We start from the raw sequence: 24,863 nt of genomic DNA, 5'->3' as shown, positions 1-24,863 counted from the left end.
CAGCATATTTGAAGGGTTTGGTACATCATACGCCAATCAGGACGTCCACTTCGCTGGACAAATTGGTGGGCAGGAACGTATATCTGAAGATGGAGAACCAGCAGAAAACGGGTGCCTTCAAAGCACGTGGAGCCAGCTTTAAAATTGGCAGCATGAACGAAGAGGATGCAAAGCGTGGCGTTATTGCTGCGTCTGCCGGCAATCATGCCCAAGGTGTCGCTCTTGCAGCAGCCAAACGCGGCATTCCCGCTAAAATCTACATGCCGATTCATACGCCAAAGCCGAAAGTGGAAGCAACCAAAAGCTATGGCGCAACGGTTGAGTTAGCGGGCGAAACGTTCCAGGAGGCGCTATTCGCTGCCCAAAAAGAACAGCAGCACTCTGGTGGTACTTTCATCCACCCGTTCGATGACCTAGATATCATCGCAGGACAGGGTACTATTGCCGTAGAAATGCTGGCTGATCAGCCCGAGCTCGACACGCTCATCGTTCCAATCGGAGGCGGCGGTCTGATTAGCGGTATCGCTTTTGCCGCCAAGCAGATCAAGCCTTCGATTCGAGTAATCGGTGTGCAAACGGAAGCAGTTTGTGCTACCTATCATGCGTTCCACAAACATTTGATACCATCACTTGCTTGTACGACAATTGCCGAAGGTATTGCCGTCAATGAGCCTGGTAAAGTGACATTGCCACTTATACAGCAATATGTGGATGATATCGTCACTGTTTCAGAGCGTGATATAGCTGCCAGTGTCCTGCAGCTGCTTGAGAGGCACAAGACACTCGCAGAAGGTGCAGGCGCCGCTGGCTTTGCAGCTCTGATGCGCCATCATCAGAGTATTCGTTCCGATCATTGCGGCATCGTCATCAGCGGTGGGAACTTCGATCTTCAGAAGCTGTCTGAGCTGCATGCACTTACTATGCATCTCCCCGCCAACAGCATGGCATAAGAAAGAGCAGGAAGCTTTTGCTTCCTGCTCTATTTTTCTTTTTCCGGCTTCAGTCTGCCTGCTTGCTTCAGCTGTTCCCGAAGTAAATATTCGATTTGAGCGTTCACACTGCGAAAATCATCGTCTGCCCATTTCTGCACCATGTCATAGATATCCTGATTGATGCGTAGCGGAAAACTCTTCTTTTTTGCCATATGACCCCTGCTTTAATATAGTGATCCATTGTTCACGACGGGCTGTGTCCCGCGATCGGAAACAATGGCCACCATCAAATTATTCACCATTTGCGCCTTGCGCTCTGGATCTAGTTCCAAATCTCCTTCGTTCAAAGCTTCCACAGCATCCATTGACATTCCAACTGCTCCTTCTACAATCATCTTGCGGGCAGCAATGATTGCTGCTGCCTGCTGGCGCTGCAGCATCGCTTGGGCTATTTCTGTAGAGTAAGCAAGATGCGTAAAACGTGCTTCCATCACTTCAACACCAGCTTCATTCAGGCGCGCTTCCAGTTCCGCCTGCAACTTACCAGTAATTTCATCCCCATTTTCACGCAGAGAAAACCCTGATTCGTTGAAATTGTCATATGGATAATTTGAAGCGATATGACGGACTGCAGCTTCACTTTGGATTGCGACAAATTCCTCGTAATCATCTACATTGAACGCCGCTTTTGCTGTATCTACTACACGATACACAATCACTGCAGCTATTTCAATCGGATTCCCTTCTATGTCATTTACTTTTAGCGTCTTGGAGTTGAAGTTACGGATACGCAAAGTAATCCGTTGTCTCGTTGTCAGAGGTATAGTCAGGAATAATCCATTCGCACGGATTGTACCGATGTACTTACCGAAGAATGTTACGACGTAGGCTTGATTAGGGGGCACAATTACAATTCCAGTTACTAGCAATACAGCAACAAGGAAGAGAATGACAGCCAAAAGGATAGCCTCTTGCATCAAACTGAAGATACCAGCACCTGAACAAGCAAGGATGATCAGCACCCCGAGGAAACCATTTAAGGAAGCAGCTTGCTTTTCTTTCATACACGTCACTCCTACATTTTCATATTAAAGTGATATCACTTTAATATTATTATATATTCTGACAACACACTTTGCAACCCGCAGACAAGGATATATACTTAAAGAAAAAAGATCGGAGAAATCACATGTTATATCAGGTCTTCAGACCGGTTCGATTATTACACCGCTTCCTTGTAGATAAAAAATTTCCTCAAGGAGCGTATATTGCCGAGAGATACCGTGTCATCCGTAAACTCGGCTCCGGTAGCTATGGTACTACTTATCTGTGCGTTGATAGTATCCAGCAGAAAACATGTACAGTAAAACAGCTCCGGCGCAGCCGGCAAGGGCGGAAGAAACATTTTCGCATGTTTCAGCAGGAGTATGATTTGCTCAGCGAACTCAAGCATCCTTCCATTCCGTCTGCCAGCTCCTTCTTCCATACGGATGACGGCTATTTCTTCGTCATGGATTTTGTTTCCGGTGAAAATCTGGAGCAGCATATCTTTGATACAAAAAAGCAATATAACGAAAAAGAAGCACTTTTGCTAACAATCGATATAGCTCAAGTTGTAGACCACCTGCATACACATCGTATCTACCATGGTGATATCCGAATACCGAATGTCATGCTAGCAGATGGACATGCTTTCCTCATCGACTTTGGACTTGCGAAGCAGTTCAGCGGTTCAAAGAGTTTGGAGGAGCAAAGTCGCCTGGAACAAGATCTGTTCGATTTAGGTGATATCCTGCTTTATCTTTTGTACACCACATTTGAAAAAACAACTAAAAAATCTCTCCCTTGGACGGAAGAGCTCACTTTATCACCCGCATGCAAGCATGTACTTGAGAGATTATTAGGCATCCAGGAACCCTTCCCTTCTGTATCCGAGACGATTGATGCCTTGAGAAAAACAAAAGAAGCAGCAGATTAACTGCTGCTTCCATAACCACGGCGCTTGTACCGGCTGCTGCCGCCATATCGATTACGTCCATAACCGCTGCTGCCGCTTGAGCCACGACGTCCGCGATAACCACTGGAGTCGTAGCGGCGTCCGCGATGGCCGCTGGAATCATATCTTCTGCCGCGGCGATGGCTGCTGCCACCTGCGGATTCTTTTAATTTACGGATGAATTTCTTGAACATAGATTTCCCTCCCTAAATAGCAACTTGTCTATTTACGCAAATGATACCATGTTAGTTCCTAGAAGTACGTTTCTTTACAAATTCTTAATATTTTGTCATCGAAATAAGTCTTTCCAGTTTATTCTCAAAATCCTCCATCCGAATAAACCGGCCTTCTCTGATCTGTTCTTTCCCTTCTGCAAATACTAGGATAGTCGGTGCTCCAAATGCAAGAAATTTCCCTGTTACTTCCGACACCTCACTGGCATCTGCATATCCCAGTTCGATTTCTGGATGTTTCTGCAGCATGTCCTCTATTCGCGGCAGCAAGGCCTGACAGACACTGCAGCCTGGTGAGGAGATGAACAGGACGGCAAGTCTATTCGTGCTGATAAACCCTTCCACGTCGTCAATGTTATGCAATTCCATTCAATCCACCCGCTTTATTGGTTGTTTCCCCCATCATATAGAATCATACCCTTGATGGCGAATGATATGATATAGTAGACTCTGGGGATATTCAAACATATTTTGACAAAATTCTAGATTAGCAGATTAAAGGAGAAACACATATATGGTAAAAGACGATAAACAGGAGTTGCGCCGCTCACAGAAAAAGCGGAAGAAATCCCGCAAGAAGCGCGTTATCCGCAATATATTTATTATTGTATTACTTTTGATTCTCATTCCGGCAGCATATGCTGGTTATCTTTATGTTAAAGCAGGTAATTTGGCCAATGATTCTTTCGTAGACGATGGCCGTGACAAATCATCTCTTCGTGACAGCGCAGTAGATCCTGCCGAAGATAGCGTCAGCGTCTTGTTCATCGGATCTGATTCAAGCGAAAAACGCGAACAAGACAATATCGGGAAACGCTCTGATACGATGATTCTTGCTACATTCAACAAAGATGATAAGAGCATTAAAATGCTCAGCATTCCACGTGATACGTACACCTATGTACCTTATCTCGAACGCAACACAAAAATAAACAGTTCCTATAACGGCGGCCCTACGGCAACAGTGGAAGCAGTCGAAGAATTGACTCAGATTCCAGTCGACTATTATATCGATGTAAACTTTGAGGCATTCATCAGCGTTGTTGAAGCATTAGATGGAATTACAGTAGACGTACCATATGAACTCAAAGAAATGAACTCCAAGGATGAAAAAGGTGCCATCCATCTACAGCCAGGTGTCCAAACCTTGAACGGTGAAGAAGCACTTGCACTCGCTCGGACACGGAAGCAAGATAGTGACTTTGCCCGTAACGATCGCCAGCAGCAGATTATTGAAGCAATGATGGATAAAGCGACGGATATGAGTTCAGTACTTAAATATTCAAGTCTTCTTGATGCTGTCGGCAATAATATGACGACGAATATGACATTTGACGAGATGAAGAGCTTCATTTCTTACGGTGTGAACAATAAATTAACAGTAGAAAGCCTGAAGCTCGAAGGGCAAGGTGGTAAAGGAATTGTCCCTGGCTATAACGCCTACGCTTTCCTGCCTGATGCAACATCATTGGCTAACGCTACTCAGACGATGCGTGATCAGCTAGAGCTCCCAGCTCTTGATAATACAACATCTACAACCTCGCCTTAAAAAGGCGAGGTTTTTTTATACTTCTTTTGGAACGACGACACGAATTTCTCCCGGTAAAACTTTAGCTTCAAAAGGAAGCGGCTCTCCTTCATCACCATCGATATTAACGACAAGCTCCGTATCAGAAGTAACGCTGATCTCAATAGCTTGCAAATAAGTAACTTGCTCATTGGATGCCAAATTACCTTTGAAGATGTCGGGTATCAGCTTAACTGCCTTTGCAATGGACAATTCATTTAAAATAAAGACATGAAACAGATGATCATCTACTTCAGCTTGTTCGGCAAACTTCTCGAAACCGGCTACGGAGTTTGTCAGTGCGACAAGCATCATATATACTTTGCCATTATACGCTTCCTTTTCACCTGTATGGACACTAATGTGGAAAGGTGTCTTGTCTCGGAATGCTTTCGCTCCCTCCATCAGATAAGCAAAATGACCGTATTTGCTTTTTTCTTCTGGGGAAACATCATACACTGCTTCTGCAATCACACCGACAGCAAGCACATTCATAAAATATCGATCACCTAGTTTACCAATGTCGACAGCTTTTGTATGATAGTCCTCAAGCAAGGCTAGTGCCTGCTCCGGTTTTCGAGGTATTTGCAATGCACGAGCAAAATCATTCACTGTGCCGAGCGGAACAAAAGCAAAATTGGGCTGCTGCTCCTTTTCGGCTAACCCATTGATACATTCATTGATTGTCCCATCTCCGCCCATCGCCAGCAGCGTTTCATATGTCCCATCACAAGCAGACGCAGCAAATTCGATTGCATCTCCCTCTTTTTCGGTGTAATTTACCACTACTTGTTCATGTCGTATACCAAGTAGTGCTACTGCTTGTTCCTCATATTGCATCGCTTTTTCCTTCCCTGATGAAGGATTAATAATCAGCATAGCCCGCAAAGCTTCCGCCTCTTTCTCTTTTTTCTTTCTTATACCCCTGTTTAGAAAACAAATCACACAAAACAGAAAATCTATTGAATAAAGAAGTAAAAAAAAGACTTCCAGAAGAAGTCTTTTATCTTAAGAATATAAATGCAGTAATAACGCCAATCAGGACGAGCAAAATGACCCCTGTTACCTTCCAGCTTAAACCGCCAACTAAATCAACAAGGTTTCCATTATCACTTCTGTTGAATGCATCGCTCACATTTCCAGTTGGATTTCGTTTTATTTCTCCTTGTCTCAATCTTTCTCTTCTCATTTCAGGAGTTTCTTTTTCTTTACTCATAACAGTACCCCCTTTTAAAAAAAGCCAGCTTTCTTCATGAAAGCTGGCTACATTTAATTCAATCCTTCGATCGAAATCTGCTCTATCGTTGCTGATGCTGCTCCATCCTGCATAGCAGCCTCAAAGCTTACCTGGTCTCCCTCTTTCAGGAAGATTGCATATGGTGCATCAGTGGAGTTAATGCTGTAGATGACATCTTGGTCCTTCAGCAAGAATTGAATCGTTTTAGCCCCGGCATTGTTATTGGAGATGTAGAGGCGATTCACTTCCCCGCTTATTTGCTGCACAGGGGCATCACCTGTGGATTCTGCTGTACTCGTATCTGTGCTAAGCTGCAGTCGATATGCTTCCAACGTACTTTTCGCATTGTCTCCAAAAACGACATAGTCAGAATCAGCTGCTCGGACATATGCATACTGCTTGAAGATACCATTGGAATCGAGCACACTGATGACCCAGGTCGGATTGCCGTCGATATTGTACAGTACCGGCATTTTCCCTTTCCATTTTTTCTCAGGATACTCCTTCTCGACTACTTGAACAGCGCCAGAGGAGTCCATGATACCATTGTTCTTCTCACCACCGAAGAATGTCACTTCTCCTGTCCGGCCATCAACCATTGAGTAGCCAAGGGCAGAATCAATATTCTCTTTCGGTGATTTGAAATCGGTAAAGTATTGAATGCTGCCATCTTCAGAGAAGACAGCTGTCACACCATGCTCCGTACCGTTGTCGTTCGGAATCTTCACACCAGCTTTCCCGAAGTGACGGTTCCAGAATCCGCCGCTGTATTCACCGTAATACGTATTGAGCTTACTAGCCATTTCTGGTGATATTGTATTCTCAATAAAATCAGGTGCTTGATCAGCGTCATAAATCTTTGACTCTCCGTTGTACGGATTAACAACGACAACCTGAATATCATCGCCATTTGCTTTTTTGGTGAAAAGCTTCGGCTGGTAGACTGTCTGAACGTACCATGCTTTTCCTTCTTCATCGACTTCCAAGCGCGCGTCCCCCTCCTGGATGTAGGAAGGGTAACGGGAGTAAATAATCCGCTGTAAATCTTTATGGAAGTAAGCAGATGGTACATAAGATAATTTATTTTCTACAAATTCAGGCTGCGCTCCAAGATCTGTCGCATCAATGACAAAGTACCCGGAGGTCTCCCCGCCTTTCAGCCATTTGAAGAAGCCATCAAATTCAACAGGTGCGATGTATTCATTTGTACTGCCAACTGTTTGCGTCTGAAGGCTGCCGAGGTGATAAAGCTGTGTATCCGGCACGACGCTCATCTTCTTGTTCATCTTGTTACGAACAGAGCTCGGTGCAATTGCTATTGGTGTTTTGTCTTCATCCATCGGTTTCGCTTCTTCCTCAGTTGATTTGACTACATGGTCATACGATGATTGATACACTGCAAAATTGGCAATCACACAAACAACTGCTCCGATAACGACTACTGCTAATAGTATTCCTGCAAGTGAAATGCCAAAATTCTTTCTTTTCTTTTCTACTTGTTTGCTTGCAAAGAGCGGAAATGCTGCAAAAAGAATGCCGATTGCGTTCAGCCACAGAATATTTTGGATAATAAATGCTGGTAATACGAAGTAGATAATAATGATTAGTACGATATAAGCTGCAATTCCCGCTGCAACGTACTGCTTAAGCTTTGATTTCCCCCCTCCAGCTGCCAAGTCAGCCAGAGCAATAAGGATAAAGCCAGCAAGACTGGCTAAAGCGATTAAAAATATCATGCTGTTCCTCCTTTTGATGTCGTACTAACTATACGGTATAAAGGAGCGAAATGTTTCATGTATAAATCATTATGTTTTGCAAGGACAGATGACTACCTCTAGGCATGAGGACTCAGAGAGTCGTAATCATTGGCTGTAAACCACATATGTACCGTTTATCAAATCATGGAGCCCCCGCCTATCCTCCATTACAAGCACCATAATGGCACTAACCAGTAAGGATATACCAAAAGTAACATATACGAGCAGACCATTGCCAACAACCTCTCTAAGAATCATGTTGGCAAAAGTGACATCTCCCCCATCTTTTCGTTTGATTTTAATTCCCGTAAGCCGCTTTCCGATGACATATCCTTTCCATAGAACCGGAAGAACCGTCAAATATATAACATATCCAATATCCCACAGGTAACCATCAGACCATTGAGTAGAAAATTCTCCTTTTATAAAGTAGAGCAAGATACTGATAGGAATAATAAGAATAAACATGTCGATGATACTAGCGAAAAACCTGATTGCAAATCCTGCTCGATAAGGTTCATTCATTGATAACCCCCCTTTGCAAATCATTTTAACATATCCTTCCATTCCGCAATTTATCTTAATGCCACTAAAAAGGACTGCTCTGAATAACAGTCCTTTAATAAATTACTTGTTTATTTTAGCTGTTTTAAATTGAATCTGTTAAATACAGCCCAATTATCAGCATTAGCATCAGAACATACTCCAACTTCGACCTGTCCGCTGGTAACTCGAATATCTTCGATTTTGTACTGGGTATAATTTATTACTGGTCTTGAGCCTAGTTGTACAGTTTAAACAAAGTCAGCAAGTACAAAACAAAGTTGGCAAGTGAAAGCAATAAACCCAATGTTGTAATTACATTGGGTTTTTGTTTAGGGGTGATACTTTTTGTATACTGACAATTTAATTAAATCCTTTAAATTTGTATTTGATGATGGAAAAATAACTAATTTTATTGAGAAAGCTCTTAAATATTTGTCTGATGAGCTTAAAAATCCTTCTCCTAGAAGAGGAGAGTTTGAGAATAGAGTTTGGAAGATTATTAAGGGTGAAGGACAAGATTTTTCTTATGATTATTTAAATTCTTATTTATATGCACTAGATGAACTTTATGAGAATGGTGCTGTTAACTCTCTGTTATATGGTAAACCTAACTTTAGAAATACTAATGCGTCAAACCTTGTTAAACAAGATAATTATTCAAGTCCTATCTATTAGTCAATCTAGTGATAAGAACAAGACTACAAAAGAGTTAGAAACTTTATTAGATTTTACAAGTTGGATTAATAAAAAGAAGAAATAAATGATATTTAGTAACTAATACTGGAAATAACATATAAATTAACATTTAAAATAACACAAAAAGGAGCTTAATTATCCAAGCTCCTTTTCCTATGATTTTAAATGGCATTTTATTCAATTAACGCACCCTTTAATTTAAGTACATCATTCCACATATTAGTCAAAAATCGCGTCCGATTGCTTTAAATAGACATATTGAATAAGAAATCACCAATCTAATTGCAGCAGTTCTGCAACAATCTCATCACTACCAGGAAGAAACATAAACAATGAAATAACGATAAATAGAACTCCAAAAACAAATAGCAATATAACGACTTTAACAGCCGCAGGCACACCCTTTTTCGTAAGACCGACAATAATAAAAACAATACCTACCAAAAGCAATAGTAAGTACCAAAACCCCATCACATTACCCCCTTTCTATAAATTATGCTTATTTAAACAAGCTGATTCAGTTATTATGTATATTTTAACATAAAATTTCCATTTAACTTCAAAAAAACAGTGCAATTTTCCTCAAGTGAATTATCTTAGATATATAATATTTTCCAAAGAAAATTCTTTATCTGTTATTCGTAATCTTTGAGCGGGAGTAACATACTATCTATTTCTGTAATTGTAGTATTATATGTTTTGAATTTTGCAAATAGAGTTACCCCGCTTAGTATCAGGTAATAAGATAGGCAGCATACTGCTGCCGAATTTAAATAGAATAGTTAGGTAACTGAGTGCTTTAAGTAACAATATCTTATATAAGGAGAAATAATAATCCTATATTGGATGAAGCCGCTTGCCGACTTTATTAAAAAGGGACAAAATGTCAGCTAATTTCTTAGCTCCGCCCTTTACATAGAAGCGAAGCTCGTTCTGACCACCATCTGAGCGAACCCACTGCCTTATTTACTGGAGTGAGAAGAAAGACCCCGACCTATGAAGTTTGCAGAAACAGGGCTTTTTCCGATTTCCCTTGACCAAATTGATAATTGTCCAATATGATGAATTTCATGAGCAATAATATGTCGCATGATTTCACCCCAAGTATCCGTCACAACTCTTCCATCAGATAAGGTATCGTAAAATAAGCGTTCCTCCATACTAGCATCCCACTTGTTCACAAAGCTTTCTACTTCTAAATGAAATTCAGCGTTCAATTCTCGAACCATTTTCAAGCTTTTATAAGCATCGAAGCTATGCTGAAACTCGGATTTGTCTTGTATGAGGCGAACCCAACTCCATTCGACATCAACTATATGGAAAAGGGTATGTAATATACTTCCCTTTCCACCTGTTCTGTCTAGTAGCAGTTCTTCTTCATTCAACTCTTCACACCAACGATACCACTCTTCTCTAACCATCCAGTTCTATTTAAAAAATAATTGCAAAGAAGACCCTCCCTGTTTGAAAATAATTAAACTGTGAATATAATGTTAGAGCAACAACAAACATTATATATGACTATTTCTGCATATCTTCGTTGAATTCCTTGTTCAATTTCTTTGCTCCATTGAGCTGGTTAGTTTAAGTAATACGACAAGCTGCAGACAAGAAATTTTAAGATTGAAATCCCACAATTTAATTTATTGCAAATAAAAAGGACTGCTCGGAATAACAGTCCTTCATATAGATTACTTATTATTTCAGCTGTTTTAATTCAAATCTGTCAAATGCAGCCCAATTACCAGCATTAGCATCAGAACATACTCCAACTTCAACCTGTCCGCTAGTAACCTGAATATCATCTATTTTGTACTGTGTATAACTAGTTACAGGGCTTGAGCCAATGTCAGCTATTTTCTTAGCTCCGCCGTAATCCTTTGCGTAGAAGTGCAGTTTATTCTGCCCCCCGCCTGAGCGAACCCAAACACTTGCCTCATAGGTGCCATCTGGTACGTTTGTTACCTTTTGTGCGCTCTGCTGCTGATAAGAATCCCAGTGCCAGTGTGTAAGTTTGTAAATCCCAGTAAAAGGTTCATCTGCATCCGCTTTATGTGCTGAAGCACCATTATTTCTTTCCGTCCACTGATCTAACGTTCCTGTTTCAAAGCTGCTGTTTTCGATCAGATTATCGTTTTCCTGTTGAGAAGGATGCTGCCATTCATAGGTCCCTACTGTTCGTGCTGGGAGTGTAGCAACAAATTGCTTGCCCTCTGCTACAACGCGAAACTTTTGGGCTTTGTCTGTCTGATTGGTAACCACTGTTACGATAGAATTATCAGGATTTAAGAAAGAAACATTTGTAACGGAATCACGAGATCCGTAGTTACTGTCAATCCGCTTCGCACCACGATCAACAAACTTTGAGTAATTACCAGTCATATAATAGATTGGTATCTTCCAATACTTATTTACGTTATCTGCATTTTGAATCAACATTGTTGGATCCGGAGTACCGATCCAATGGTGGGTACTGATGTTGCTATCGAGCATTGTTACCCATGCATTGTAGCTAGCCGCACCGTTTCTAAAATATTGAGCAATTCTATCTGCTCCTGCAGTCCCCCAGACAGATCTCTCGGTAAGATGAAGGCTTTTATCAGGATAATCCCGGCTAATTTCTCCCATCGTTTTAGGGTCACCAGCATAATCGTGAAATGCGATACCAGCTATCGAATCATTTGCCGCATCGTCTTCGAAGACGGTTGAAACGTAATCACGTGCTTCACTGAAATTATGATCAAATGTCCATAGTTTTGTATCTAAATGATGGGTATCCAGTTCCCCCCGGAGTAAAACCGCCAACTCACTTTGCTGTTCCGGCGTCATATACATACTCGGATAATCTATCTCCAACAGCGGTTCATTTTGCATTGTCATTGCATAGATTGGAATGCCCTGTTCTTTGTATGATTGGACAAATTTCCGATAATAAGCAGCAAGTACTTCTGTATTCTTCTCTTCTAACCGCCCGCCAATTAAGCTGTTATTCGTTTTCATCCAAGCTGGCGGACTCCATGGTGAGGCAAATATTTTAATGTCCGGATTAATTTTGAGCGCTTCCTTTAAGGTTGAAACAATATTCAAATCAATATCACGTTGAATCGAAAACTCGCTTAAATCATAATCTGTTTCTGTAATAGGAATATCATTATACGTGTAAAATGCATCTTGTGCGGTAAAATCCGACGTTCCAATCGTGATCCGAATAACATCCATTCCAATTCCTTTTTTCGGATCAAACAGATCTCTAAGTGCTTGTTTTCGCTTACCAGGAGCCATTTTCGACAAATTAAAGATAGAAGATTCCTCTAAAGAAGTACCAACTCCAAGCATCTGCTGATACTGCTTGTCTGGGTCTACAAAGATCGTCGTCCCGTTGATTTCCTTTTCGTTCGTAATTTTGAGAGATGACTGCTGATCCAGCTTATACGTTATTTCTTTTGGTCCATCGTACCAGCTTCGGTCAGCCGGAGCATTTTCGGAACTAAACCATACCTTCACTTCTTCTTGCTTAGGTTTGGCTTCGTTCAAGCCTGGATTCATCGACAGAATAAGAAAAGCAATAAGAACAATCAAAAACGGTTTCGAAATTCGTTTTAGTACACGCATTGTCTTCATCCTTTCCTTCAATTGATGTAAGACATTCTCTATACTACTCAATATAAATTAAAGCGCTTACATTTTATAGGTACCAAGCTCCTGAATTGTTTAACAAGTTATTTAGTAGTCAAAAAATAAAAGAACCTCTGTAGAAGTTCTTTGAGGGTGTTAATAAACATCGGTTACATTTCTTCCGGATTCTGTTCATATACAATATATTTTTTTAAAAGAATAAAGCATGGTAATCCGAAGTTTTATTCTTGCAGACTGTTCATGCATGCAAAATGTTTTGTAATGTATGATCAAGTGTTTTAAATCTGAAGTTGTAACCTTCACGTTCTAATCGATCAGGAATGACCCAACGGCTTTTCAGAACCAACTCTGTTTCAGTCCGAATGAATACTGATCCTATCTTCAGCATCCACTTAGGGGCGGGCAAACCGAGCGGAGCATTCATTTCATGTCTTAGTATATTCATTAATTCACGGTTTGTAACAGGTTGCGGTGCAGAACAATTGAAAACACCGCTCAACTCCTTCCTATCTTTCACGAAGAGTATAATTTGAAATAAGTCTTCAATATGTATCCAGCTAAACATCTGCTTTCCTGAACCTTGTATGCCTCCCAAACCGAAACGCACTAAATTACGGTATGGAGTCATGACTCCGCCGCCTTTACCCAACACAATAGCTATGCGCAAAGCTATTTGTCTTGTTTGGGACAATTTATATGAAAAGAATGTCTCCTCCCATTTCGTAGCAACATCGACAGAAAAGCCCAAACCTATTTCCCCTTCAGCTTCTGTCATCGGGCGATCTTCTGCGTGACGATAAATGGTTGCCGTACTGCTATTAATCCAAAGTTCAGGAGGATTACTGCAGGATTGGACAGCTTCGCCTAATATTTTCGTGGTTGCTACCCTTGAATTCATTATTTCTTGCTTATTCGTTTCATTGTATCTGCAATTCACAGATTTACCTGCAAGGTTGATGAGAAGTTCGGCGCCTTCCAATGATCTTTGAATGGACAATCTATCTTCCCAATGGATATGTTGTTTTTGCCTTGAGATAATACTGACATCGTATCCTAATTCCTGAAATCTCTTTTTAAAGAATTCCCCAATAAAGCCTGTTCCTCCAGCAATAATCACTTTTTTCATATTCCGACTCCTTTCTATCTTTACTTAATAATTTTGAAATCATCATACAATAAAAGTCCATCTCCTTCTGAAGACAGAACCTTTATAATGCGGTAATCACCCTTTGGAAAGTTGTAATTGAAAATATCGAACGATGCAAAAAAACTTATTTCAGTACCAGAATCAATGAATATACCATCCTCTTGAAAACCCATATTGTCTTTAAGCGGTATCTGTAACCATTCTTCTTTCTTCTTATCATATTTTTCAAGGACATATTCACGACCTATAGCAATGGGATATTCGCTATTGTTTTTTATATGAAATTTAAAACCATCTTCCGTTTTTAAGCTGTCATCTTCTATTTCGATCAGTACGTCCTTTGCAGACTTCAATTCATCTGCATACTTACTTGGCTCAAGCTCTGTCTCACAACCTGCTATAAAGACCAATAACAATAGAAAAATGATTTGCTTCACCTTACTCCCCCTTCATAAACAAACTTTATCATAATTATAACCTTACAAAAATACCCAATTTAAACTAACCAATCCTGGATACGCTCGTTGCTCATCATATCAAACAGGCGGCAGATGCTGTAAAGCTGATCGGTTCTACTTGTCCTTGTTGGTATCATTTCTCTTACTAATAAATTCAGAATAAAAAAATTAGGGGTTGATTCCGAAGTAGCTAAACATTATTATAAAACCTATAAGAATACTCGGAATAAGAGAGGTGCTTACATGCTTCAAATGATTTTAACAGGTTTACTATGCGGGGCGCTGCTTGGATTTGTGATGCAGCGCGGTCGTTTTTGTTTAACAGGTGGCTTTCGCGATATGTATTTAGCGAAAGATAATCGCATGTTTTATGCATTGTTAATTGCTATAGCAATTCAAAGTGTTGGGGTATATACATTAATTAGTTTAGGAGTATTTGAATTTAATGCAGGATCACTGCCGATTGTAGCTGTAATCATTGGTTCCTTTATCTTTGGTATCGGCATAATATTTGCTGGCGGGTGCGCAACAGGTACTTGGTATCGCGCAGGAGAAGGATTAATTGGCAGCTGGATTGCATTGGCTGGCTATATGCTTGTAGCTGCAATGATGAAATCAGGGGTTTTGCTGCCTTTGGACACAGCTGTAAAAGAGGTACAGCTTGAATCTAACTCTATTGCTGCAACATTCGGCATGAATAACTGGATCTTAATTGCTGTTCTTGTTGCCATCGTCGGATTTGTTGTATACCGTACTTTAAGAAAACCTACGGTTAAAATCCCCGGTTTAAAACCGAAAAAATCCGGCCTTGCACATATTCTTTTCGAAAAACGCTGGCATCCATTCGTCACTGCAATTCTTATCGGACTCATCGCTATCCTTGCGTGGCCTTTAAGTGTCGCTACGGGTCGGATTTCTGGATTAGGAATTACAACGCCTTCTGCTAATATTCTGCAATACTTGGTTACAGGAGAACTAAGCTTCATCAATTGGGGTGTATTCCTCGTACTCGGTATTTTCTTAGGTTCACTATTTGCTGCAAAAATGAGTGGTGAGTTTAGATTCCGACTTCCTGACCTCAAAACGACTATTAATAGTTTTAGCGGCGGATTAATGATGGGATTCGGAGCTGGTTTAGCCGGCGGCTGCTCCATTGGAAACGGTTTGGTGATGACCGCCATGATGACATGGCAAGGATGGATCTCTTTAGGGTTCATGATGTTAGGCACATGGACTGCGTCATACTTTGTATTTGTACGTCCGCGTAAGAAGACTAGACAAACTGCACAAGCAGCAACTGCTTAGAAGGAGTGTATAGAAATGAAAAAAACATTGGAAGTAATGGGTATGGTTTGTCCATTTCCACTAGTAGAAGCAAAAGAAGCAATAAAAGAAATCCAGACAGGTGATGAGCTGGAAGTACAATTTGATTGTACACAAGGGACAGAATCCATCCCCCGCTGGGCGGCGGAAGCAGGTCATGAAGTGACCGCATATGAGCAATTAGGCGAAGCTGCCTGGACTATTACAATTAAAAAGAAATAAAAGAAGATTGCAGAGAAGCTTCTTGATTCTCTGCAATCTTTTTTCTATAAGAAAAAATGATATTATCTATAATCATCCTTTGTAAACTCGAAGCAAATGATACTTGACTTGTTAACCTATCCAAACTTCTCTATACTTTCACTAGGAGGGATAAGATGAGTGAAGACATATCGAAAATTAATTACCGCGAAGTTATTGAATATTCATTGGATCCCTTAATTGTACATACAGATTTAAAGGTAATTTATGTTAACCATGCTGCTGAAGTATTCTTTAATGGAAAAAGAGAAGATCTTATCGGAGCAAGTCCATTGGATATTTTTCATGAGAGTTCCAAATCAGCGATTCGAAAAAGAATTCAGTCAGCCTATACTAAGCCTGCTGAAGTAATAGAGGAATCGATCTTCAAACTGGACGGTACAACTGCAGATGTGGAATTATATTGTCATCCTGTTTTCATTGAGGATACGAAGGCTATTCAAACATATGTAAGAGACATCTCTGACAAGAAAGAAGCTCAGAGAAAAAACAGGGAAATGATGAACCAAATCAATGAACTTTCAGCTACTCTCGTGCCCCTTTTAAACGGAATAGCCATTTTACCATTAGTTGGTTCAATTGACGAAGAGCGTGCAAGACAGCTTTTACAACTGGTTCCTCACAAGGCAAAGCAGCAGGATGTGCAATGTTTAATTATTGATTTCTCAGGTATCTTACAATTGGACAAAGTTGTAACAGATTATCTCTTCAAGATTAATCACGTTCTCTCTTTGCTCGGTATAAAGTCTATCTTTACTGGTATAAGACCAGAGCTTGCGATAGAAGCAGTTGAAATGGATCTTAGCTTGTTATCCTCACCAACGATGTCTACAGTAAAGGATGCTTTAGATTACCTTGGAGTACATTGATTTAGAGTTCTTCCTCTTATTATAATAAAGCAGTTCAGACAGGAAATTTGAATATATTCAAAGAGGAGTCGAAATTATAACGACTCCTCGGAAATATATTACCTTAAAGCAAAACCCTCTCGACTGCCAAAGGACTTAAAGCATTTGTTTCATCAATATAGATAAACCCATCATACCGCTGGGCCATATGAGAGGGAACATAATTACCGAACTGTTCAAACTCCGGCCGATACACTACTCCGATAGCTCGATGTCCGATTTTCTGTTGGAATAAATGTTCATTTTCTTTATCGAAAAAGAGCATTTTATCGAATGCTCCAGCTCGATGCATGAGATCTTCCCAGGATCCCCTAACCGCTTTTGGAACAATCTTCACATCATGATTGACTCCCCATTCATCTGCTGCTATTACAGTTCCTCTGTGCGTACCGAAGCCTATTACATACACATCCTCAGGAGCATTTTGCTGCCGTATTAGCTCTCCTACATTGACCATCCCGTTATGCCCCATATCTGTAGCCCGGGCGTCTCCAACGTGTGTATTATGCTCCCAAACGATCGCCTTACCTTTTGATCCATAAAACTTCATTACTTCATTCAGCGCATGCACCATATGGGTATCTCTTATGTTCCATGATTCCTCATCACGGACAACCATAGAACGATAATAATGCTCTGCATTATATGCTACAAGTGCATTTACCTCCAGGTTCAGACGGAGCTCTTCTTCACATGGATACTGATCTTTCTTTTTTTGAATCGTTGCCAAAAGCTTGGCTACTTCGTCAATACAGCCTTCAGAATACAAACCAGCAGAAACAGCATATTCTTGGTTGTCCCTGTTGAATGGCTCAAAACAAGTAAATGCTTTTTTTGCTATCTCCACGTCAGGAGAATCAATCTTCGTTAAGTAAGCAATCACTTCCTCCATCGATTCCCAAAGACTGTACATGTCTATTCCGTAAAAGCCAACTTTCGGCTGCACATTGTGCTTTTCATTGTATTCTTTCATCCATTCTATCAAATCGATAATTTCTTCGTTCGCCCACATCCATGTTGGCCATCGATTAAAACTGCTGAGGGCATCCCTAGCTGATGTACTCTCCGTATCGTATCCTTTAATATACCGGTTTACAGCCTGACATGCCGGCCAGTCCCCTTCCACTGCTACAAAGGTAAAACCCTTCTCCGTAATCAGCTTTTTGGTTATCTCAGCACGTAGCGTATAGAATTCGGACGTACCATGCGATGCTTCTCCCAACAAAACATATTTTGCACTGCCTGTTTTTTCATTGATGATACTTAAATCCGCTTCATCTGTTAACGGAATTGCGTGTTTTTTGATTGATTGTATGACCTTTAAGTCCATTCAAACCCAACTTTCACTCTAAAGTGTGTTAGGTTTAAAGTGTGATAAATCAGATAAAAAAATACTTTCGAACAGCACTTTTTACGTTTATTATTCGATGTAGTATGGCCTTTTAGATATATAATCAGAATGTTTCAGCAAGAAACCCTTTACAAACTCAGCTATCTTTTTTACTATAGACGTATCAATTGCATAAGTTTGCGACGCACTGGGGGAGCTGGTAACGGCTGAGAGGAATCAAATGATTCTGACCCTTTGAACTCGATCTGGATAATACCAGCGTGGGGAAGTGCAGCCAGAATTGTCCTATTCTTTGTGTATATTCTGCGACTGCACCCTATGGTGCAGTCGCTTTTTATATGCAAAAAATTAGGAGGAATCATTATGGAAATACAAAATTATTGCGGAACTAGTCGTATTGCCGGCTGCAGTTTTTCGGTTTATCCGATGGCAGACAAGTTCAAAGAAATTATATTAGAGGCACTGAGAACTGTGGATACATCAAAAGTATGGATTGAGACAGACGATGTCACAACATTAGTGCGCGGGAGAATTCCACACGTATTTGATGTCACCTCTGCTATATTCCTAGCGGCAGCTAAAGATGGCGACCATGTTGTGTTCAATGGTACATACTCCATCGGCTGCCCTGGTGATTCTTCTGGGGATGTCTATATGGCCGAGGACGAAACAAAGCTGAACCTTCCGAATGTAAAAGATATTAAGCTTGAGACAGCATCCAAATTCTCGCTTTATCCTTTAGGCGGCGGAAATTACATGGACACCATCTATACTCAGATTGAGAATATGCGCTCTCGTGGAATCACTGTTTCTAAGTCCCATTACTCCACTCGTCTTGATGGCAATGCTTTTGACGTCTTCGATGGTTTGGAGCATGTTTTCACTGAAACTGAGGCGTCCGGATCATCCCATACTGTTATGACGGTGACAATGTCAGCTAATAGTCCGTCTGCTAAGGTTGTGATTAAATGAAAAGCTGGCGCATGAAAGATATTGTCGTCATGGCAGCACTCGCTGTTGTGTTCGGGATTGTTTATCTCTTATTCCTGCCAGTCAACGTCGTCATGATGGGACTAATCGGACCGATCGGAACTGATATTATCTTCGGGGTATGGTTCCTAGTCTCCATCGTAGCTGCCTATATCATTCAAAAACCTGGTGTTGCACTTGTCTCGGAAACGATTGCAGGCGTTGTCGAAGTGCTGATTGGCAGCAGTGTCGGGCCGATCATCATCCTTTCTGCTATCGTGCAGGGACTTGGTGCTGAAGCAGCATTTGCCATCACACGCTATCGCTCTTATCATGTCCTCGTATTAATGGGTGCTGGTGTTGGGGCTGCCATTACAAGTTTCATCTGGGGTTATTTCCGCGGTGGCTTTGTAGCTCTTGACCCTTCTTACGTTGTACTTATGCTTATTGTCCGGATCATCAGTGGAGCTGTCATAAGCGGCTTGATCGGTAAAGCAATCAGTGAAGCGCTGGCTAAAACAGGAACATTGACGAGCTTCCCGCTCGGTAAAATGTATCGCCAGCGAAAAGCAGGATGAAACAGCCCCTTCTGGAAGTTGACCAGCTGATTGTAACATTTGAGGAAGAGAGCACCCCTACCTTAGAAGATTTGAGTTTTACGGTCCAGGAAGGAGACAGCATACTTCTACTTGGACCAAGCGGATCTGGAAAGAGCACACTCACGTACTGTTTGAACGGATTGTATCCAAAAGAACTGGATGGGAAAATGAGCGGTAGTATCTCCTTTGCTGGATCCCATATTGAGGAATTCAAAAGCGGAAAAATCAATTTAGAGGTTGGAACTGTATTTCAGGATCCAGAAACACAATTCTGCATGCTAACCGTAGAAGATGAGATTGCCTTCGGCCTAGAAAATAAAAAAATGTCTCCAGATTTGATGGAGTCAGAAATCAATCGAGTCCTCTCCTTAGTCGGTTTGCAGCATCGAAGAAAAGATCAGATCCACACCCTTTCCGGAGGGCAGAAACAGAAGCTAGCACTGGCAGCAGTTTTGGCACTTGAGCCTCGACTGCTCATTTTAGATGAACCGACAGCCAACCTGGATCCAGCTGCTAGCAAAGACCTTGTTGAAACAATACGTCACTTGAAAGAACAGCAGGATATAACGCTTCTGATTATTGAGCACAACATTGACTACTGGCTGCCAATTATTAACCGGACGTTGCTGCTAGATCGAGATGGCTCGCTATACTTTGACGGAGACTTGTGTGAGGCAGTCAATCTCTATGACGAGGAGCTGCAGCAGCGCGGCATTTGGCTGCCAGAAGCAGCTCTGCTTGCTAAGCAAGCTCAGCTTCCAAAGCCTTGGCCGCTAACAATTGACCTTCTCCCTCACGGCTTGCAGTTTCAGACAAAACCCCAGGAGGCTGTGCAGACTGGGGAACGTATAGTCTGCGTGGATAATGCTGTTTTTCGGATTAAAGAAAAAGTCTTGCTGGATATCCCTACCCTGGCTATTAGACAGGGAGAATTTCTAGCTATTACAGGTAAAAATGGCAGCGGAAAAACACTTCTTTCCCGAATGATAACTGGATTGCTGAAACCAACTGCTGGGGATATTGAATTTCTCGATAAAAAACTTCGTCGCTGGAATACGAATGAACTATACCAGCAGATTGGCTATGTATTTCAAAATCCTGAGCATCAGTTTCTTACCGACTCTGTTTGGGGAGAACTTGCCTTTGGTCAGACAGCAAACGAGGAAGAAATCCAGAAGGCTTTGGAGGAAATCCAATTAGCAGCACAGGCCGAAAAGCATCCTTTCACTTTGAGCCAAGGACAAAAAAGACGACTGAGTGTAGCGACAATGCTTGTCCAAGAGCCTCAGCTTCTCGTGCTTGATGAGCCGACATTTGGCCAAGACAGCCATACTACTGAAGTATTGATGGATCTTATTTGGAAACATCATCAGCGCGGATGCACAGTTATTATGATCACGCATGACATGGACCTTGTCGACCGTTTCGCTTCACGCGTTTTGATTGTTGATCAAGGAAGAGTCGTCCAGGATGATAAACCTGCTGCAATATGGAAGAAAACGGATTTGTCTGTATATGGACTCTCCCTTCCTGCAAAAGAAGCCTACAGCAAGCAGAAAGACGAGGCTAGCCTATATGCATAACATCAATCCTAGCATTAAAGCCGGAACAGTGACGATAGCAGCAATCGTGATAGCTTTCCTTTTTGATCCATTAGCACTTCTTTTGTACATCGGCTGGACAATTGCTATTACATTACTATTTGGGAGAGTTCCGATAAGAAAGTACCTTCTATATCTGCTCCCATTCACCATGTTCGCAATCGGTATGCTCGTTTCTACTTTGCTGTTTGCAAAGACACCGGAGAATCCATCTGTCACACAGCAGTTCCTCTTCTGGGAATTGCCGAAAGAAACAGTGCAGGATGCACTTGCGTTAGCTATCCGTGTATTCAGCTATAGCACGCTATCCTTGCTATTCGTTCTGACGACAGATAAAGTGGCATTCATCTTAAGTCTGATCCAGCAATGCCGCGTTTCGCCAAAACTAGCATACGGCATTTTAGCTGGCTATCGCTTTTTGCCCTTACTAAAAGATGAGTTAACGACAATCCGTTCTGCTCATCTTATTCGCGGAGCCAAAACGAATACAAGCAGATTTAGCAGGTACAAACAATACACTATTCCCCTGCTGGCAAGTGCAATCCGTAAAGCAGAGCGGACAGCCATCGCCATGGAATCAAAGGGTTTTACAGGAGAAAGAGATCGAACATTTTACCGTACTTATCACACTAATTGGATCGATTGGATCTTTGCCATTGTCATGCTAGGTGCCATTATTCTATGTATCATTGTTTCCAAATCGTTTCAGTAACAGTTTGAAGGGTTATAATGGAGGAAAAAGGAGAGATGAAGATGTGCGGAAGATTTACATTACTCACTCCCTGGGAAGAGCTCCTGCGCACCTATGATGCTGTCTCAGAAATGGAAACACTCGAACCAAGCTATAATATCGCACCAACGCAGCAAATTGCAGCAGTCATACATGACGGTACTAAACGACGGCTGGGAACCTTGCGCTGGGGACTCATCCCGCCATGGGCATCAGATAAGAAGATAGGCAGCAAAATGATCAACGCCAGATCTGAAACACTTCTGGAAAAACGCAGCTTTAAGAAAGCCTTCCAGAAACAACGCTGCCTTATTCCCGCTGACAGCTTCTACGAATGGAAAACTGAAGACGGCAAAAAACAGCCTATGCGCATCCAGCGCAAAGATAAAACTCCTCTCACTTTCGCAGGTCTGTGGGAGAAATGGCAGGATGAAGATGGCAGCAACATCTTCACCTGCACCATCATCACAACCGAAGCAAACAGCTTCATGCAACAGATTCATAACCGAATGCCGGTTATACTCTCAGCTGCTTCTCAGGACATATGGCTCGATCGTGAACAGCAAGATCCAGATAAATTGCAGTCATTGCTAAAGCCTTATTCTGAGGAACTGACTGCTTACCCTGTTTCTACGCTGGTGAATTCGCCGAGGAATAATAGTGAGGAATTGATTAATCCATTGTGAAAGGAGCATGCCGGACATGCTCCTTTTTATGTAAATGTCTATTTAACTGAAATTATAATTATCTCCATTTATACTATACCCAATACTCATTTCCACATAATCAATTCCAGATAGACTGTTCTTAAACTCTATAAAAACTGGAGTAGCTTGCTCTAAATGATTCACTTGTAAATAACTTACTAGTTCCCAATATTTTTTTTGAGATTCAAGATCAAAATCCTTCATTATTCTCGTCATTACCATTGGGCTTAGAGTGAAATAACTGCGAAATCTAATCTCTTCCTCTGGAGAAACTAGACCTTTTATTGAATCTTCCTCTACTGATAAGAAAATCTCTGCAATCATAATCTCACTTTGAGGATCACTTAATATGGAAAAGAACATATTTCCAGACAAATGCAGACCTCTTCCTTCTAGAATCTGCCTAAAATCATCCATCGCTTTATCAATATCTTGAGGTCTGAACTCGTAATATTTAGAGGCTACGTTCCTATATGCAAACTTGTGGTTTGTTATCATTTGGTATCGCCCCGCTTTATAGGTACATAGACATCTATAATAATGTCCTCATATACTTCTAGCAAAAAACAATAATATGTGTCTTCCAACTCTATATTTTCCGAATCTGCATAGTCCTTGATTTTGGAGTATGCTGTTTGAAAATCTATTTCTTCTGAAGCCTGACGCAAAACCAATGCCTCTCCCACTTCAAACTCCGGCTCAAATCGAAAATTTGGATGTGCCTCTAGTTCCGCCCATTCATTAATTGGTAGAAAATATTCGAACTTTCCATACTTAGGTTCATTTTCTACTGTTTTAACTGAAAAAAAACTGGGCCATTCCGATAGATATCTTCGTTCAACATGAAGTTTTCCATGACAACTACACCTTCCTGCCAATCCTCACGCAGCATGGTATCCTTATATACTAATACATCGGAAAAATAGAGTTGCTTTGTTTCAATGTTCATGAAAAAATTCTCCCTTCCAAAATTTAAGATGTTAAACTTACACTCTTATGTACATTGATTAAGGATTGAGACCTTTTTTCTTTTTCCTACTTTTAAAACTCGAATTATATGGAAATAATGTCCCACTCTTACTATAATTAAAGCTTTTAAATTTAATTTTACAATATAGGATAACAAGTTGTTCTGGAAGTACGAATTGCATTGCCAAGAATATCAAAGAAGATATTACAAATATGAAAATCTCTTGGATATAATTTATATCAATCGAATTCAAAATAGAAATAATTATCAATGCTAGTCCAACACTTCCAACCATAATAATTGGCTTTTTACTATTGATAAGAGACTCCCATTTTGATCTTGACTCTACTTTGTTTGAATCAATCCTGAATGCACCTCTATGTAATAGTATTAATAACCGGAGTAAAGTTAACACTAAGACAAGGATTCCTGCGGTTATTAACATACCTGCAAGGCTAATTACTTTTGACTCATCTACCTCTGGCAGTCTGCCGATTGATAAAAGAGCTGCCATGAAGAAAATCCATCCAAACAAATTTTGTGATATGATTACCGTTAGTAAGTATTGTAATCTCTGGTACTTTTTGGATATTGATGAGAAGCTGAAGATTAAAGAGAAGAAAGTAATCCCAACTGTAATCCATAGATGATACTCCCTAATAATCTCTTTATTTGGAAAGGTGGAATAATCAAAAACGACTATATAAGTTAACGAGAACAAAATAGCTGTTAAAATAATCGATACGATTATCATAACGCGTAAGCTTTCAATACTTTGTCGGTCAGATTCTAAAGAACTTCTGAATGCTGCAAAATCTTGTTGTTTTAATTCTTTCAAAGGATCGCCCCCTACTTACATTTACTTGATGTAAGATTGCACTGGCTAGACAACTGGCACGATTCGCTTCGAAGCGGACTATTTCATCATCAATTGTTTCTTTCGCTTGTTTTGTTTTTTTAAGAAAGTGCTGGACTTGTTCTTTGTATTCCGCATAAGCGTCTGAAAAGCGGGTTTCTTCTTTCCCCTTCCAGCGCTTTTTGTCTATTTCAAAGGAGTCAATTTTACTTTTGTCTGCTTCGAGTACAGTGATATCTGCCTGAAGACTGTTAGAAGCCTCCTGGAGGCGACTGATTTTATCGCCCCAGATATTTGCTTGGCTTCTTGCCTCACTGATTCCATTCAGCAAAGATCGTTTTCGTGATTGCAAAATGCTCAGATTCTTACTCAAAGAAATATCC

General features: G+C 40.9%; 30 protein-coding genes, 1 pseudogene and 1 riboswitch. Of the genes and pseudogenes, 12 read left to right on the top strand and 19 right to left on the bottom strand.

Annotated features, from left to right (window positions below):
• Positions 1 to 8: 8 nt before the first annotated feature.
• Positions 9 to 950 (top strand): threonine ammonia-lyase, encoded by a 942-nt coding sequence (locus CHH58_RS01790; protein WP_095232982.1) that lies wholly within the window; start codon positions 9 to 11, stop codon positions 948 to 950.
• A 29-nt stretch (positions 951 to 979) separates the two neighbouring features.
• Here the strand turns inward: CHH58_RS01790 and CHH58_RS01785 are convergent, their stop codons facing one another.
• Positions 980 to 1,144, bottom strand: a complete 165-nt coding sequence (locus tag CHH58_RS01785; protein ID WP_095217437.1) for an Arc family DNA-binding protein — start codon at positions 1,142 to 1,144, stop codon at positions 980 to 982.
• A 12-nt stretch (positions 1,145 to 1,156) separates the two neighbouring features.
• Positions 1,157 to 1,996: an SPFH domain-containing protein gene (locus tag CHH58_RS01780; RefSeq protein ID WP_095261203.1), complete on the bottom strand. Its 840-nt coding sequence runs from the start codon at positions 1,994 to 1,996 to the stop codon at positions 1,157 to 1,159.
• Between the two features lie 125 nt (positions 1,997 to 2,121).
• Here CHH58_RS01780 and CHH58_RS01775 point away from each other — a divergent pair, with 125 nt between their 5' ends.
• Positions 2,122 to 2,910 (top strand): serine/threonine protein kinase, encoded by a 789-nt coding sequence (locus CHH58_RS01775; RefSeq protein WP_095261932.1) that lies wholly within the window; start codon positions 2,122 to 2,124, stop codon positions 2,908 to 2,910.
• Here CHH58_RS01775 and CHH58_RS01770 read toward each other — a convergent pair.
• Positions 2,907 to 3,122, bottom strand: a complete 216-nt coding sequence (locus CHH58_RS01770; RefSeq protein ID WP_095231057.1) for a hypothetical protein — start codon at positions 3,120 to 3,122, stop codon at positions 2,907 to 2,909. The genes CHH58_RS01775 and CHH58_RS01770 overlap by 4 nt on opposite strands.
• A gap of 84 nt (positions 3,123 to 3,206) precedes the next feature.
• Positions 3,207 to 3,530 (bottom strand): thioredoxin family protein, encoded by a 324-nt coding sequence (locus tag CHH58_RS01765; RefSeq protein WP_095261206.1) that lies wholly within the window; start codon positions 3,528 to 3,530, stop codon positions 3,207 to 3,209.
• Between the two features lie 145 nt (positions 3,531 to 3,675).
• Between CHH58_RS01765 and CHH58_RS01760 the strand changes: the two genes are divergently transcribed.
• A complete protein-coding gene (locus CHH58_RS01760; protein WP_095261931.1) occupies positions 3,676 to 4,710 on the top strand; it encodes an LCP family protein in 1,035 nt (344 codons plus the stop codon).
• A 15-nt stretch (positions 4,711 to 4,725) separates the two neighbouring features.
• Here CHH58_RS01760 and CHH58_RS01755 read toward each other — a convergent pair whose 3' ends face one another.
• The 4 genes from CHH58_RS01755 to CHH58_RS01740 form a co-directional block, all read right to left on the bottom strand.
• Positions 4,726 to 5,607, bottom strand: coding sequence for a diacylglycerol/lipid kinase family protein (locus CHH58_RS01755; protein WP_095261941.1), 882 nt, complete (start codon positions 5,605 to 5,607; stop codon positions 4,726 to 4,728).
• A gap of 124 nt (positions 5,608 to 5,731) precedes the next feature.
• Positions 5,732 to 5,944: a DUF6366 family protein gene (locus tag CHH58_RS01750; protein WP_095235098.1), complete on the bottom strand. Its 213-nt coding sequence runs from the start codon at positions 5,942 to 5,944 to the stop codon at positions 5,732 to 5,734.
• A 53-nt stretch (positions 5,945 to 5,997) separates the two neighbouring features.
• Positions 5,998 to 7,701 carry a DNA-binding protein gene (locus CHH58_RS01745; RefSeq protein ID WP_095261930.1) on the bottom strand — a complete coding sequence of 568 codons (1,704 nt, stop codon included), beginning with the start codon at positions 7,699 to 7,701 and terminating at the stop codon, positions 5,998 to 6,000.
• Between the two features lie 126 nt (positions 7,702 to 7,827).
• Positions 7,828 to 8,247: an RDD family protein gene (locus CHH58_RS01740; RefSeq protein ID WP_170937487.1), complete on the bottom strand. Its 420-nt coding sequence runs from the start codon at positions 8,245 to 8,247 to the stop codon at positions 7,828 to 7,830.
• Positions 8,248 to 8,613: 366 nt separating this feature from the next.
• On the opposite strand from CHH58_RS01740, the gene CHH58_RS01735 reads away from it, so the two are divergent.
• Positions 8,614 to 8,943, top strand: coding sequence for a hypothetical protein (locus CHH58_RS01735; RefSeq protein WP_095261928.1), 330 nt, complete (start codon positions 8,614 to 8,616; stop codon positions 8,941 to 8,943).
• Positions 8,944 to 9,234: 291 nt separating this feature from the next.
• Here CHH58_RS01735 and CHH58_RS01730 read toward each other — a convergent pair whose 3' ends face one another.
• The 5 genes and pseudogenes from CHH58_RS01730 to CHH58_RS01710 form a co-directional block, all read right to left on the bottom strand.
• Complete coding sequence (locus CHH58_RS01730) at positions 9,235 to 9,435, bottom strand: hypothetical protein (RefSeq protein WP_095232990.1); 201 nt, start codon at positions 9,433 to 9,435, stop codon at positions 9,235 to 9,237.
• A 491-nt stretch (positions 9,436 to 9,926) separates the two neighbouring features.
• Positions 9,927 to 10,385, bottom strand: a complete 459-nt coding sequence (locus tag CHH58_RS01725; protein WP_095261927.1) for a DinB family protein — start codon at positions 10,383 to 10,385, stop codon at positions 9,927 to 9,929.
• Positions 10,386 to 11,115: 730 nt separating this feature from the next.
• Positions 11,116 to 12,510: pseudogene (locus tag CHH58_RS01720) on the bottom strand (glycoside hydrolase family 30 protein); the annotation flags it as partial.
• A gap of 328 nt (positions 12,511 to 12,838) precedes the next feature.
• Positions 12,839 to 13,726, bottom strand: a complete 888-nt coding sequence (locus CHH58_RS01715) for a TIGR01777 family oxidoreductase (protein WP_095261925.1) — start codon at positions 13,724 to 13,726, stop codon at positions 12,839 to 12,841.
• Positions 13,727 to 13,746: 20 nt separating this feature from the next.
• Positions 13,747 to 14,184 carry an immunoglobulin-like domain-containing protein gene (locus CHH58_RS01710; RefSeq protein ID WP_095261924.1) on the bottom strand — a complete coding sequence of 146 codons (438 nt, stop codon included), beginning with the start codon at positions 14,182 to 14,184 and terminating at the stop codon, positions 13,747 to 13,749.
• 264 nt (positions 14,185 to 14,448) lie between these two features.
• On the opposite strand from CHH58_RS01710, the gene CHH58_RS01705 reads away from it, so the two are divergent.
• The 3 genes from CHH58_RS01705 (at position 14,449) to CHH58_RS01695 (ending at position 16,658) form a co-directional block, all read left to right on the top strand.
• A complete protein-coding gene (locus CHH58_RS01705; RefSeq protein WP_170937486.1) occupies positions 14,449 to 15,510 on the top strand; it encodes a YeeE/YedE family protein in 1,062 nt (353 codons plus the stop codon).
• A 15-nt stretch (positions 15,511 to 15,525) separates the two neighbouring features.
• On the top strand, positions 15,526 to 15,750 hold the full coding sequence (locus CHH58_RS01700) for a sulfurtransferase TusA family protein (RefSeq protein ID WP_095217421.1): 225 nt from the start codon (positions 15,526 to 15,528) through the stop codon (positions 15,748 to 15,750).
• 155 nt (positions 15,751 to 15,905) lie between these two features.
• Positions 15,906 to 16,658 carry a PAS domain S-box protein gene (locus CHH58_RS01695; protein WP_095231068.1) on the top strand — a complete coding sequence of 251 codons (753 nt, stop codon included), beginning with the start codon at positions 15,906 to 15,908 and terminating at the stop codon, positions 16,656 to 16,658.
• 103 nt (positions 16,659 to 16,761) lie between these two features.
• Here CHH58_RS01695 and CHH58_RS01690 read toward each other — a convergent pair whose 3' ends face one another.
• Positions 16,762 to 18,027, bottom strand: coding sequence for an erythromycin esterase family protein (locus CHH58_RS01690; RefSeq protein WP_095261923.1), 1,266 nt, complete (start codon positions 18,025 to 18,027; stop codon positions 16,762 to 16,764).
• Positions 18,028 to 18,227: 200 nt separating this feature from the next.
• Positions 18,228 to 18,332: riboswitch (TPP riboswitch) on the top strand.
• Positions 18,333 to 18,411: 79 nt separating this feature from the next.
• On the opposite strand from CHH58_RS01690, the gene CHH58_RS01685 reads away from it, so the two are divergent.
• From CHH58_RS01685 to CHH58_RS01665, 5 genes are read left to right on the top strand one after another with little or no spacing between them, the layout of a single operon-like run.
• Positions 18,412 to 19,020 carry a YkoF family thiamine/hydroxymethylpyrimidine-binding protein gene (locus CHH58_RS01685; protein WP_095261922.1) on the top strand — a complete coding sequence of 203 codons (609 nt, stop codon included), beginning with the start codon at positions 18,412 to 18,414 and terminating at the stop codon, positions 19,018 to 19,020.
• Complete coding sequence (locus CHH58_RS01680; protein ID WP_095261921.1) at positions 19,017 to 19,595, top strand: ECF transporter S component; 579 nt, start codon at positions 19,017 to 19,019, stop codon at positions 19,593 to 19,595. Before CHH58_RS01685 ends, CHH58_RS01680 begins: the two co-directional genes overlap by 4 nt.
• Positions 19,592 to 21,199, top strand: coding sequence for an ABC transporter ATP-binding protein (locus CHH58_RS01675; RefSeq protein WP_095261920.1), 1,608 nt, complete (start codon positions 19,592 to 19,594; stop codon positions 21,197 to 21,199). Before CHH58_RS01680 ends, CHH58_RS01675 begins: the two co-directional genes overlap by 4 nt.
• On the top strand, positions 21,192 to 21,929 hold the full coding sequence (locus CHH58_RS01670; RefSeq protein ID WP_095261919.1) for an energy-coupling factor transporter transmembrane component T family protein: 738 nt from the start codon (positions 21,192 to 21,194) through the stop codon (positions 21,927 to 21,929). The genes CHH58_RS01675 and CHH58_RS01670 overlap by 8 nt, the downstream gene beginning before the upstream one ends.
• A gap of 41 nt (positions 21,930 to 21,970) precedes the next feature.
• Positions 21,971 to 22,633, top strand: coding sequence for an SOS response-associated peptidase (locus CHH58_RS01665; RefSeq protein WP_095233190.1), 663 nt, complete (start codon positions 21,971 to 21,973; stop codon positions 22,631 to 22,633).
• 42 nt (positions 22,634 to 22,675) lie between these two features.
• On the opposite strand, the gene CHH58_RS01660 is transcribed toward CHH58_RS01665, so the two are convergent.
• From CHH58_RS01660 to CHH58_RS01645, 5 genes are all read right to left on the bottom strand, one after another.
• Positions 22,676 to 23,152 carry a DUF5085 family protein gene (locus CHH58_RS01660; protein ID WP_095231074.1) on the bottom strand — a complete coding sequence of 159 codons (477 nt, stop codon included), beginning with the start codon at positions 23,150 to 23,152 and terminating at the stop codon, positions 22,676 to 22,678.
• A complete protein-coding gene (locus CHH58_RS18540; protein WP_249275001.1) occupies positions 23,149 to 23,340 on the bottom strand; it encodes a hypothetical protein in 192 nt (63 codons plus the stop codon). Before CHH58_RS18540 ends, CHH58_RS01660 begins: the two co-directional genes overlap by 4 nt.
• A 101-nt stretch (positions 23,341 to 23,441) precedes the next feature.
• Positions 23,442 to 23,603: a hypothetical protein gene (locus CHH58_RS18535; RefSeq protein ID WP_249275000.1), complete on the bottom strand. Its 162-nt coding sequence runs from the start codon at positions 23,601 to 23,603 to the stop codon at positions 23,442 to 23,444.
• Between the two features lie 58 nt (positions 23,604 to 23,661).
• On the bottom strand, positions 23,662 to 24,462 hold the full coding sequence (locus CHH58_RS01650; RefSeq protein ID WP_095261918.1) for a hypothetical protein: 801 nt from the start codon (positions 24,460 to 24,462) through the stop codon (positions 23,662 to 23,664).
• Complete coding sequence (locus tag CHH58_RS01645; RefSeq protein WP_170937485.1) at positions 24,407 to 24,853, bottom strand: YwqH-like family protein; 447 nt, start codon at positions 24,851 to 24,853, stop codon at positions 24,407 to 24,409. The genes CHH58_RS01650 and CHH58_RS01645 overlap by 56 nt, the downstream gene beginning before the upstream one ends.
• Positions 24,854 to 24,863: the final 10 nt, after the last annotated feature.

The sequence above is a fragment of the Terribacillus saccharophilus genome, assembly GCF_002272745.1.
In the GTDB taxonomy this organism is placed as follows: Bacteria; Bacillota; Bacilli; order Bacillales; family Amphibacillaceae; genus Terribacillus; species Terribacillus saccharophilus_B.
This window is presented reverse-complemented; position numbering and strand designations above follow the sequence as displayed.

Coding starts and splice junctions, on each gene's coding strand:
- CHH58_RS01755 (WP_095261941.1), bottom strand. CDS start 5,607: ATGCTGATTATTAATCCTTCATCAGGGAAGGAAAAAGCGATGCAATAT.
- CHH58_RS01705 (WP_170937486.1), top strand. CDS start 14,449: ATGCTTCAAATGATTTTAACAGGTTTACTATGCGGGGCGCTGCTTGGA.
- CHH58_RS01770 (WP_095231057.1), bottom strand. CDS start 3,122: ATGTTCAAGAAATTCATCCGTAAATTAAAAGAATCCGCAGGTGGCAGC.
- CHH58_RS01675 (WP_095261920.1), top strand. CDS start 19,592: ATGAAACAGCCCCTTCTGGAAGTTGACCAGCTGATTGTAACATTTGAG.
- CHH58_RS01700 (WP_095217421.1), top strand. CDS start 15,526: ATGAAAAAAACATTGGAAGTAATGGGTATGGTTTGTCCATTTCCACTA.
- CHH58_RS01730 (WP_095232990.1), bottom strand. CDS start 9,435: ATGGGGTTTTGGTACTTACTATTGCTTTTGGTAGGTATTGTTTTTATT.
- CHH58_RS01680 (WP_095261921.1), top strand. CDS start 19,017: ATGAAAAGCTGGCGCATGAAAGATATTGTCGTCATGGCAGCACTCGCT.
- CHH58_RS01665 (WP_095233190.1), top strand. CDS start 21,971: ATGTGCGGAAGATTTACATTACTCACTCCCTGGGAAGAGCTCCTGCGC.
- CHH58_RS01785 (WP_095217437.1), bottom strand. CDS start 1,144: ATGGCAAAAAAGAAGAGTTTTCCGCTACGCATCAATCAGGATATCTAT.
- CHH58_RS18535 (WP_249275000.1), bottom strand. CDS start 23,603: ATGAACATTGAAACAAAGCAACTCTATTTTTCCGATGTATTAGTATAT.
- CHH58_RS01745 (WP_095261930.1), bottom strand. CDS start 7,701: ATGATATTTTTAATCGCTTTAGCCAGTCTTGCTGGCTTTATCCTTATT.
- CHH58_RS01775 (WP_095261932.1), top strand. CDS start 2,122: ATGTTATATCAGGTCTTCAGACCGGTTCGATTATTACACCGCTTCCTT.
- CHH58_RS01670 (WP_095261919.1), top strand. CDS start 21,192: ATGCATAACATCAATCCTAGCATTAAAGCCGGAACAGTGACGATAGCA.
- CHH58_RS01780 (WP_095261203.1), bottom strand. CDS start 1,996: ATGAAAGAAAAGCAAGCTGCTTCCTTAAATGGTTTCCTCGGGGTGCTG.
- CHH58_RS01760 (WP_095261931.1), top strand. CDS start 3,676: ATGGTAAAAGACGATAAACAGGAGTTGCGCCGCTCACAGAAAAAGCGG.
- CHH58_RS01685 (WP_095261922.1), top strand. CDS start 18,412: ATGGAAATACAAAATTATTGCGGAACTAGTCGTATTGCCGGCTGCAGT.
- CHH58_RS01660 (WP_095231074.1), bottom strand. CDS start 23,152: ATGATAACAAACCACAAGTTTGCATATAGGAACGTAGCCTCTAAATAT.
- CHH58_RS01690 (WP_095261923.1), bottom strand. CDS start 18,027: ATGGACTTAAAGGTCATACAATCAATCAAAAAACACGCAATTCCGTTA.
- CHH58_RS01715 (WP_095261925.1), bottom strand. CDS start 13,726: ATGAAAAAAGTGATTATTGCTGGAGGAACAGGCTTTATTGGGGAATTC.
- CHH58_RS01725 (WP_095261927.1), bottom strand. CDS start 10,385: ATGGTTAGAGAAGAGTGGTATCGTTGGTGTGAAGAGTTGAATGAAGAA.
- CHH58_RS01695 (WP_095231068.1), top strand. CDS start 15,906: ATGAGTGAAGACATATCGAAAATTAATTACCGCGAAGTTATTGAATAT.
- CHH58_RS01765 (WP_095261206.1), bottom strand. CDS start 3,530: ATGGAATTGCATAACATTGACGACGTGGAAGGGTTTATCAGCACGAAT.
- CHH58_RS01740 (WP_170937487.1), bottom strand. CDS start 8,247: ATGAATGAACCTTATCGAGCAGGATTTGCAATCAGGTTTTTCGCTAGT.
- CHH58_RS01750 (WP_095235098.1), bottom strand. CDS start 5,944: ATGAGTAAAGAAAAAGAAACTCCTGAAATGAGAAGAGAAAGATTGAGA.